The organism is Consotaella aegiceratis (genome assembly GCF_036541425.1).
Lineage (GTDB): Bacteria > Pseudomonadota > Alphaproteobacteria > Rhizobiales > Rhizobiaceae > Consotaella > Consotaella aegiceratis.
This window is the reverse complement of sequence record NZ_JAZHFT010000078.1, coordinates 1-9,058: the sequence shown is the minus strand read 5'-3', so window position 1 is coordinate 9,058 and position 9,058 is coordinate 1. Positions and strand designations below refer to the sequence as shown.

Annotated in this window: 8 protein-coding genes; 5 read left to right on the top strand and 3 right to left on the bottom strand. The window is 64.9% G+C overall.

From position 1 onward, the window contains the following. Positions 1–126: 126 nt before the first annotated feature. Positions 127–651 carry a TetR-like C-terminal domain-containing protein gene (locus tag SMD10_RS24285; protein ID WP_331688321.1) on the bottom strand — a complete coding sequence of 175 codons (525 nt, stop codon included), beginning with the start codon at positions 649–651 and terminating at the stop codon, positions 127–129. Positions 652–832: 181 nt separating this feature from the next. Here SMD10_RS24285 and SMD10_RS24280 point away from each other — a divergent pair, with 181 nt between their 5' ends. From SMD10_RS24280 to SMD10_RS24265, 4 genes are all read left to right on the top strand, one after another. Continuing rightward, positions 833–1,543, top strand: a complete 711-nt coding sequence (locus tag SMD10_RS24280; protein WP_331688320.1) for a PspA/IM30 family protein — start codon at positions 833–835, stop codon at positions 1,541–1,543. A gap of 35 nt (positions 1,544–1,578) precedes the next feature. Then, complete coding sequence (locus tag SMD10_RS24275; RefSeq protein WP_331688319.1) at positions 1,579–1,866, top strand: YiaA/YiaB family inner membrane protein; 288 nt, start codon at positions 1,579–1,581, stop codon at positions 1,864–1,866. Positions 1,867–1,935: 69 nt separating this feature from the next. Then, entirely contained in the window at positions 1,936–5,334 is a 3,399-nt protein-coding gene (locus tag SMD10_RS24270) for an acyl-[ACP]--phospholipid O-acyltransferase (protein ID WP_331688318.1), read from the top strand. A gap of 370 nt (positions 5,335–5,704) precedes the next feature. Then, positions 5,705–6,529, top strand: coding sequence for a ferredoxin--NADP reductase (locus SMD10_RS24265; protein WP_331688317.1), 825 nt, complete (start codon positions 5,705–5,707; stop codon positions 6,527–6,529). Between the two features lie 55 nt (positions 6,530–6,584). On the opposite strand, the gene SMD10_RS24260 is transcribed toward SMD10_RS24265, so the two are convergent. Then, positions 6,585–6,725, bottom strand: a complete 141-nt coding sequence (locus SMD10_RS24260) for a hypothetical protein (RefSeq protein WP_331688316.1) — start codon at positions 6,723–6,725, stop codon at positions 6,585–6,587. Between the two features lie 924 nt (positions 6,726–7,649). After that, a complete protein-coding gene (locus tag SMD10_RS24255) occupies positions 7,650–8,363 on the bottom strand; it encodes a glutathione S-transferase family protein (RefSeq protein ID WP_331688315.1) in 714 nt (237 codons plus the stop codon). 104 nt (positions 8,364–8,467) lie between these two features. Between SMD10_RS24255 and SMD10_RS24250 the strand changes: the two genes are divergently transcribed. Beyond that, positions 8,468–8,932, top strand: coding sequence for a MarR family winged helix-turn-helix transcriptional regulator (locus SMD10_RS24250; protein ID WP_331688314.1), 465 nt, complete (start codon positions 8,468–8,470; stop codon positions 8,930–8,932). The last annotated feature ends 126 nt before the right edge of the window (positions 8,933–9,058 follow it).

Here is a 9,058-nt window from a genome sequence, read left to right as displayed (position 1 = left end):
CCTGCCGAATATCTGTCGCTGATCTCCAACGCCATCCGCATCTCCCTCGTCGCATCTAGTACGAAGGAATCACGGTCGCCGAAGCCACGCAAATCACGCCAGAGTCAGATCATCCGCTCAGCGGTATTACTGTGCCGGCGCCCGCGCGACCAGATCGACGAAACTGCTCAACTCCCCTTCCAGATCGGCATCGGCAAGGCCGATGAAACGGCGCTCCAGGCTGATAGAGACGATGCCATGGACGGCGGCGAACAGGGTGCGCGCCCGCCGCTGCAAGGCGGTCTCGTCGAGATCCGGCGTGATCGCCGCAAGCGTGCGTGCAATGCCCTCGATGAGAACCGCCTGGTCGTCCTTGTGCCATTGCGGAATCTCGGCATCCGCGAGCATCGTGGTGTCGAACAACGCCAGCCATAGGGCGTTGTGATCGCGCGCGAAGGCGAGATAGGTCATCGCCATCGCCTTCAGCCGCGCGCCCGGCTCGTCGATTCCCGCCGTGGCATCGGCCACCGCCTCGCCCAGTCGCCGCAGCGTGTCCGAATTGACGTGGATGACCAGCTCGTCGAGGTCCTCGAAGGCGGTATAGAGCCCGCCCAGCGCGCATCCCGCATCCGCGGTCACGTCGCGCGCCCGGAGGCCGCGCAGGCCGTTCATGGCAATTCGCTTTCGAGCGGCGTCGATCAGCCTCCGTCTCAACTCCTCGCGTTTCGCTTGACGCCTAGCCGCCATTCATGCCTCCGAAAAAATTTTGAACGTCGTTCATTTTTTATCTTGAACAATGTTCATTTCATGTTAGCTTGCACTCGTGAACAACGTTCATACAGGAGGCAAGCCAATGTTTAAAGAATTCGTGGCCCTCGTTCGCGGTCGCAGCTTCGACCGGGCCGAGGCCGTCATCGACCAGAACGCGACCATCATTCTGCGCCAGCAGATTCGCGATTGCGCCGGCACGGTCGAGGCCGCCCGACGGGCGGTGGCCGTCGCCACCGCGCATCACCAGCAGGAAATCAAGCAGCACACCCGTATCCTGCAGTCCGTCACCGATCTCGAGGGTCGGGGCGCGGAAGCCTTGCGTCTGGGCAAGGACGACCTTGCCCGGGAGGCCGCCGAGGCCATCGCGGTCCTGGAAAGCGAGCAGGCGGCCAGCGAGGCGGCGCAACAGCGCTACGAGAAGGAAATCGGCCGGCTGCGCGCCAGCCTCCGCAGGTCCGAAGGGCGCCTGCGCGAGTTGAAGCGCGGCCAGCGGTTGGCCGAGGCGACCGATCGCACCCAACGCCTGAACGAGGTCGATACGGCCTCGACGCGCTCGACCCTGCGCGATGCCGAAAAGACGCTCGAGCGGCTGCAGCAGCGCCAGTGCGAGGTCGATGCGACAGCCGCGGCGCTGGACGATCTCGCCGCCGAGCACGATCCGGCGACGATCAGCGAAAAGCTGGCCGCCGCCGGCTGCGGCAGCCCCTCCGGCCCGACGGTCGAGACCGTTCTCGAGCGGCTGAAGCGCCGGGCCGACACACCGGCCGCACCGGCCACCCCGACCACTCTCTAGCCCCAGTCCTCTCTCAGCCTTGAAGGAATTCCCCCATGTCCGACATCACCTATGCTCCCAGGATCACTAGCATCTGGAAGAACTTTACCGTTGCCGGCTTCGTTCTGTCTGCGGCCATGATGGCCGGCGGCATCTACTTCCTGGAGGCGAGCTTCGCCGCCAAGGGGTTCTACGCCATGGCCGCGATCATGCTGGTCCACACCTCGATCACGCTGACCAAGGTCATGCGCGATGAAGAAGAGTCGAACCGCATGGTCAACCGCATCGAGGACGCCAAGACAGAGAAGCTGCTGATGAACATCGGCCGCGAGGACAACTACTGATCGCCCGTTTCGCCCAAGTCGTCTCCGGTCGCTCGATCGGAGACGCCCCCCATTCGAGGAGTCCGTCCCATGCGTGACCACCTGATGACGTCGAAGCGCTTCGCGCCGCTGTTCTGGACGCAGTTTCTCTCTGCCTTCAATGACAACTTCCTGAAGAACACACTGGTGTTCCTCATCCTGTTCCAGCTCTCCACCGAAGCCGCAGCATCCCTGGTTACGCTGGCCGGCGCGATCTTCATGGCCCCGTTTCTGCTGCTCTCGGCGCTCGGCGGAGAGCTGGCCGACCGGTTCGACAAGGCCGTGATGGCGGAACGGCTGAAGCTCGCCGAGGTGGGCGGAGCGGTCGTCGCCGTCGGCGGCATCGCATTTCATTCGATCCCCCTCCTGATGACGGCGCTCTTCATCTTCGGGGTGGTCTCCGCACTGTTCGGGCCGATCAAGTACGGCATCCTGCCCGACCACCTGCCGAAGTCCGACCTGCCGAAAGCCAACGCCTATATCGAAGGCGCCACCTTCGCGGCCATTCTCGGCGGCACCATCGTCGGCGGCCTCGCCTCGGCCGGCGGCACCGACGTCATGATCTTCGGCCCGATGATGCTGGCGCTGGCCGTCGGTTGCTGGCTGATCAGCCGGATGATTCCGAAGACCGGATCGGCTGCCCCGGACCTCAGGATCGATCCCAACATTCTGCGCTCGACCGGCCGCCTCGTCAGCGAGCTGCGCAGCGACAAACGTTTGTGGCGGACCGCGGTCATGGCCGCCTGGTTCTGGCTGGTCGGCGCCATCATGCTTTCGGTCCTGCCCATCCTGGTGAAGGATCGCCTCGGTGGCGGCGAGATCGCCGTGACCGCCTATCTCGCGATCTTCGCCGTCGCCGTCGGCGTCGGCTCGGCTCTGGCCGCCTGGATGTCGGCAGGCCGCATCGTCCTTCTGCCCGCCCCGCTCGGCACCGCGCTGATGGCCCTCTTCGGCCTCGACCTCGCCTGGACCATCTGGCCGCTGCAGGCGACCGGCGAAGCCACGACGCTCGCCGCCTTCTTCGCCAATCCCGGTACCATCCATGTCGCGATCGACCTTGCCGGCCTGGCGATTGCCGGCGCATTCCTGGCCGTGCCGAGTTTCGCCGCGCTGCAGAGTTGGGCCAAGGAGGACCACCGCGCCCGCGTCGTCGCCGGCGCCAATGTGATCAGCGCCGGCTTCATGACGGTCGGCGGCGGCGCGGTGGCGGCTATTCAGGCCGCTGGCGTCGATCTCGGCGTGATCCTGCTCGGCCTCGCCCTTCTCAATGCGGCGGCCGCCGTCGTCATGCTGCGATATCTGCCGACGAGCCCGTTCCGCGATTTCGTCTCGATCCTGTTCCGCGCCTTCTACCGGCTGGAGGTCGAGGGCCTGGAGAACATCAAGTCCGCCGGTCCGGCTCCGATCCTGGCGCTCAACCATGTCAGCTTTCTCGACGGACCGCTCGCTCTCACGTTGACCGACGAGGAGCCGGTCTTCGCCATCGACCACACCATCGCCAGGGCCTGGTGGGTGAAGCCCTTTCTGAAGTTTACCCGCGCCCTGCCGCTCGATCCGGCGCGGCCGATGGCGACGCGATCGCTGATCAAGATCGTTCAGAACGGCGAGCCGCTGGTCATCTTCCCCGAGGGACGCATCACCGTCACCGGCGCGCTGATGAAGGTCTATGACGGCGCCGCCATGGTCGCCGACAAGACCGGTGCCAAGGTCGTGCCCATTCGCATCGAAGGGTTGGAGCGCAGCATGTTTTCGCGCCTGACGCCACTGCACGTGAGAAAAGCGTTCTTTCCGAAGGTGAAGGTCACCATCCTGCCGCCGCGCACGCTGTCGGTGCCCCAGGAGCTGAAGGGCCGCAAGCGGCGCACCGCCGCCGGGGCCGCGCTCTACGACATCATGAGCGATCTGGTCTTCCGCACGCAGGGTCTCGACAAGACGATCGTCGAAAAGGTCGTCGAAACGGCCAGAGTGCGTGGAATGGGCACGCTCGCGGTGCAGGACCCGGTTTCCGGCAAGCTCTCCTACGGCAAGCTGCTGACGGCCACCGCCGCGCTCTCTCGCCGGTTCAAGTCGCGCTTCGCAGACGAGGAAACTTTGGGGATCATGTTGCCCAGCGCCAACGGCGCCTGCGTGACGCTCCTGGCGGCCCTCTCGGGCGGCAAGATTCCTGCGATGATCAACTTTACCTCGGGCGCCGCCAACGTGCTTTCGGCCTGCCGCGCGGCCAAGATTGCGACTGTCCTGACATCGAGAAACTTCGTCGAAAAAGGTCGCCTGGAGCAGATGGTCGAGGCGATCGGCGATGAGGTGCGGATCGTCTATCTGGAGGATATCCGCGCTTCGATCGGCTTCGCCGACAAGCTCGTGGCCCTGGTCCGTCGTACGGTGCCGCTGGCCGAGCGCAAGGCGGACGATCCGGCGATCATCCTGTTCACCTCGGGCTCGGAGGGCGCGCCGAAAGGCGTCGTCCTGACCCACCGCAACATTCTCGCCAATGCGGCCCAGGCGGCGGCTCGCATCGACTTCCATTCCGGCGACAAGCTGTTCAACGTGCTGCCGATGTTCCACGCCTTCGGGTTGACGGCCGGCACCATCCTGCCGCTCAGCACCGGCGTGCCGGTCTATTTCTACCCCTCGCCGCTGCACTACCGGCTGGTGCCGGAACTGATCTACAGCTCCAACGCCACCATCATCTTCGGCACCGACACCTTCCTCGCCGGCTATGCTCGCACCGCCCACCCCTACGACTTCCGCTCGATCCGCTACTGCTTCGCCGGTGCGGAGCCGGTGAAGGCCTCCACCCGCGCGACCTATATGGAAAAGTTCGGCGTGCGCGTGCTCGAAGGCTATGGCGTGACCGAGGCCGCGCCGGTGGTCGCCCTCAACACGCCGATGCATGCGCGCCCCGGCACGGTCGGCAAGCTGATGCCCGGCATCGAGTCTCGGCTCGATCCGGTGCCGGGCGTCGAGGATGGTGGACGGCTGTTCGTGCGCGGCGCCAACGTCATGGCCGGCTATCTGCGCGAGACGGCGCCCGGCGTGATCGAGGCGCCCGAAGACGGCTGGCACGACACCGGCGACATCGTCACCCTCGACGCCGACGGCTTCGTCACCATCCGGGGCCGCGCCAAGCGCTTCGCCAAGATCGCCGGCGAGATGGTGTCGTTGGCCGCCATCGAGGCGCTGGCTGGCGAACTCTGGCCAGACGCGCTGTCCGTCGCGACCACTTTGCCTGACACCAGGAAGGGTGAACGGCTGATCCTCCTCACCGAGACGCCCGGCGCCACCCGCGACGCCTTCGCCAGCTTCGCCCGCGGGCGCGGCGCCAATGAACTGATGGTGCCGGCCGAGGTGCGCGTCGTCGACAAGCTGCCGGTGCTCGGCACCGGCAAGGTCGACTTCAAGACCGTCGCCGAGCGCGTGCGCGCCGAGGCGGAGCAGCAGGCGGCCTGACCCCTCGCCCCCTTTGCAGAGGAGCCTGGCCCGACGGCTGGGCTCCTCGAGCCTGCCGCGCGATTGTCCACCGCCGCAATGGCATTCGGAGCAATTCCTTCGCGTCAAACCAGACTTGCCCGCACGAGGCTTGATCGAACGCCGCTCAAGGCCGACATAGGGGCCGCGAAACACGATCGATCCGCCCGACTTCTACCGATCTGCCGTCTGGCGGACTGCTTTTCCGGCGCCGGCGCCCGGTTTGGAATGAGCGTTTCTTTACGGCGGCGGCAGCCGAGGCCATAGCTACGGTCAGGTCCGAGCCTATGTCTCGGAAGCCGAAGCAGACCGCGACGCTGCCTGTCTCGAGTTCGAAAAGGATGATGGCCCGATGACCTCCCTGCCCGCTGAACGCGATTTTGCGGCGACAAACGAGTTCCCGATCCCCGCCAACGTGTTCGCCGAGACGGTCACCGCGGTCAAGCACTATACCGACACGCTGTTTTCCTTCCGCATCACGCGGCCCGCGAGCTTCCGCTTCCGCTCCGGCGAGTTCGTGATGATCGGCCTGCCGAACGCCGAAAAGCCGGTTTTTCGCGCCTATTCCATTGCCAGCCCGTCCTGGGACGAGGAGCTCGAGTTCTTCTCGATCAAGGTGCCCGGCGGCCCCCTGACCGAGCATCTGCAGAAGATCCAGCCGGGCGACACCGTGCTGATGCGCAAGAAGCCGACCGGTACGCTGGTGCTTGACGCGCTCAAGCCGGGCGAGCGGCTCTACCTGTTCTCCACCGGCACCGGCATCGCGCCCTTTGCCGGCGTGGCGCGCGACCCCGAGACCTACGAGAAGTTCGACCAGGTGATCCTCACCCACACCTGCCGCTTCGACGCCGAGCTCGACTATGGCCGCGAGCTGGTCAAGAAGATCAAGGAAGACGAGCTGGTGAGCGAGATCGTCGGCGACAAGCTCCTGCACTATGCCAGCTCCACCCGAGAGGGCGAGACGCGGCGTCACCGCATCACCACGCTGATCGATTCCGGCCAGCTCTTCGACGATCTCGGCGTGCCGAAGCTCAATCCCGAAACCGATCGCGCGATGATCTGCGGCTCCATGGCGATGCTGAAGGACACCGCCGCGCTGTGCGAGAAGTTCGGCCTGCACGAGGGCTCCAACGCCAATCCCGGCACCTACGTCGTGGAACGCGCCTTCGTGGATTGAGGGCGAAGCAGCGTTCGCAGAGCCTCCAACGGTATCGGGCGGTGGCCCGGTGCCGTCACTCGCCGAGGAAAAATCCTTCGATCGCCTTGATGAAGAGTTCGGGCTTGTCGAGATTGACGACGTGAGTGGCGTCGACCTTGACGTATTTGCCGTTCTTCAGAAGCGACATGGCCCGCTCCGCCTCTTCACGGCTCATCGCGCCGTCGAGCGTCCCGTCCGATAGCGTCGAGGTGTTCGCCTCGCCTCTGCGCTTCCGTCGCCACCATCGGCCAACATCAGGCCGGGCCTCCGCCGCTGCGGCGGTTCGACGGGCTTGGAATGGATCCCGGCTCACGGCCGGGATGACGACCGGGGGATAGGGATGCGCCAAAGCGGCCGGTGCCGCGTGTGCGGCCGGCTGGGGCATTCTTTCCGCTGTCCGTCTCTCCCGTCCTCTTCGTCGATTTCGGTGCCATCCGATGGGACGGCGGAACGCCGGAGGCAGACCCTCCGAATGATAGTATTGTTACGGTCCGCCTCCGGCGTTCCGCGCGGGATTTTGATCGGGACGCGCGCGGGCTCTCGCTGCCCTCGCTCCGCCGAACCCTTCACCGCCCCGCGCCTGCAAATGCGCGGGACTGGCTCTGGCTGCCGCCGGGGGGAGTACGACCTCCGGGCCAGCGGCGCGCCGCCTTCCCCGCAGAATCTCGGAAGGCAGGCTCGGTCCGTCCCGTCCTGATGCCGCTCCTCCGGAAGGAACCACACCCGGACCCGCCCGCCAGCCCCCGACCGATCCCGGCGATCGTCCGTGCCCATTCGTGGGCCAGCGGTGGGGGAAGGATAGAAGAAGTGAGAAAGGGCGGGGATAAGTTTTCGGCTTGCTGCGGCACCTTGAGTTGCTGCGGTACCGCGCGGCGGCGCGACAGCCCCTCATGGTGAGCCCATCGAACCACGCGAGGCGCTCGGCGCTATCCATGTCAGGCTGGCGCCCTTGATCCCTCGCCCTTCGACAGGCTCAGGATGAGGGATCAGGGACGCTGGCGGCCGATGTCGACCTTGCGCCCAAGCACGAACCCGCTTCGCGGGAGGGGCGGCAATGGGGAGGTGGAAGTGTGATGGGTGGTCTGCGGACAGCCGGCTTTTAGGAGGGAGGCCGCGGACGGCTGCCATCATTTTCCTGGCCGGTCATTCCGTTGCTCCTTGCCAGCAAGTTCTGGTCCTTCGCGACGGCGCGCGCGTACGCGTCGCGCTTCGTCAGACGGCTGGCATAGGCGAGAAAGGCATCGCGTTGGGGTAGCGTCTGGAGCCCCAACCCCCAGCCGATGTGCGATCCAACATAGACGTCGGCAGCAGTGAACCGATCGCCAGCGATGAACGGATGCGCCTTCACTGCGCGTTCGAGTTGATCGACGGTGCGATCGTAGCTTCCGTAGCCCAGGAAGAACTCCTGCTCGACCGCTGGCGCGAAGCCGGCGCGAAAGTTGGTGACGGCCTGCTCGACTGGACCCGCAGTGAAGAACATCCAGCGGTAATAGTCAGCGCGTTCTTCGGCGTTCGGCACAAGCCTGGCTGCCGGGAACGTCTCGGCCAGGTAAACGCAGATGGCTGCGCTTTCCGTTACGATTCGACCATCATGCTCGATTGCAGGCACTTTGCCGATGGGGTTCACCTCCGTGAAGAAGCGACCGCCGGAAGGGGCGTCCTCCCGCGCCAATGCTGCGCCGCCCCATGCATCGGCAGCGCTCGAGCGTTCGTAATCGAGCACGACCGTCTCATAGTCGCAGCCGACTTCTTCGAGCATCCAACGCACGATGCGGCCTCGTGAGTTAGGGTTGGTGTAGAAGATAAGACCCATATCCGTCCCTCGATGACAACATGCTGTCACTCTATCCAATATTTGACAATATGTTGTCAATATGTAGGGTGTGGGAACCTTTGCGGAGGCCCGATGAGAGTCTGATGTCGTCCGAACCGATAACCCAACTGATCCTAGCGATCTTTCGTGCCAACAGCCGTCTGATCCTTGCAGGCGATCAACTGACGGCGCCACTTGGACTGACGAGTGCGCGCTGGCAGGTGCTGGGTTGCGTCGCAGAAGCGGTGCCGTCTCGATCCGTCTCGGAACTGGCTCGAGAAGTCGGCATCTCAAGGCAGGGTGTGCAGCGGATCGTCAACGAATTGGTCGCGGACGGCACGCTTTCCTATGAACCGAACCCCCGGCACAAGCGTGCGCAACTTGTCGTCTTCACCAGGGAAGGAAGACGCCTTTACGACCGCGCTCTGGCGGTGCAGAAGCCTTGGGCGCAGGCACTGGCGAAAAGTTTGGCGCCCACGCAGATCACATCGGCTACGACTGCCTTGTGCACCCTGGCGAGACGTCTTGAGGAAGACTTGCAGACTTCGAAGCGGGCAGCCGAAGAATAATACCGCTGAGCCTATGAAGTGACCGCCTTGATCCAGGGATAGTTGCAGAGCGAGATGATGCGCTCAAGATTTTCGGTGGCGCGGTTCCAGGCTTGGCAGCAGGCGTCGATGATGGCGGCCTGATCG

Coding starts and splice junctions, on each gene's coding strand:
- SMD10_RS24285 (WP_331688321.1), bottom strand. CDS start 651: ATGAACGGCCTGCGCGGCCTCCGGGCGCGCGACGTGACCGCGGATGCG.
- SMD10_RS24280 (WP_331688320.1), top strand. CDS start 833: ATGTTTAAAGAATTCGTGGCCCTCGTTCGCGGTCGCAGCTTCGACCGG.
- SMD10_RS24275 (WP_331688319.1), top strand. CDS start 1,579: ATGTCCGACATCACCTATGCTCCCAGGATCACTAGCATCTGGAAGAAC.
- SMD10_RS24270 (WP_331688318.1), top strand. CDS start 1,936: ATGCGTGACCACCTGATGACGTCGAAGCGCTTCGCGCCGCTGTTCTGG.
- SMD10_RS24265 (WP_331688317.1), top strand. CDS start 5,705: ATGACCTCCCTGCCCGCTGAACGCGATTTTGCGGCGACAAACGAGTTC.
- SMD10_RS24260 (WP_331688316.1), bottom strand. CDS start 6,725: ATGAGCCGTGAAGAGGCGGAGCGGGCCATGTCGCTTCTGAAGAACGGC.
- SMD10_RS24255 (WP_331688315.1), bottom strand. CDS start 8,363: ATGGGTCTTATCTTCTACACCAACCCTAACTCACGAGGCCGCATCGTG.
- SMD10_RS24250 (WP_331688314.1), top strand. CDS start 8,468: ATGTCGTCCGAACCGATAACCCAACTGATCCTAGCGATCTTTCGTGCC.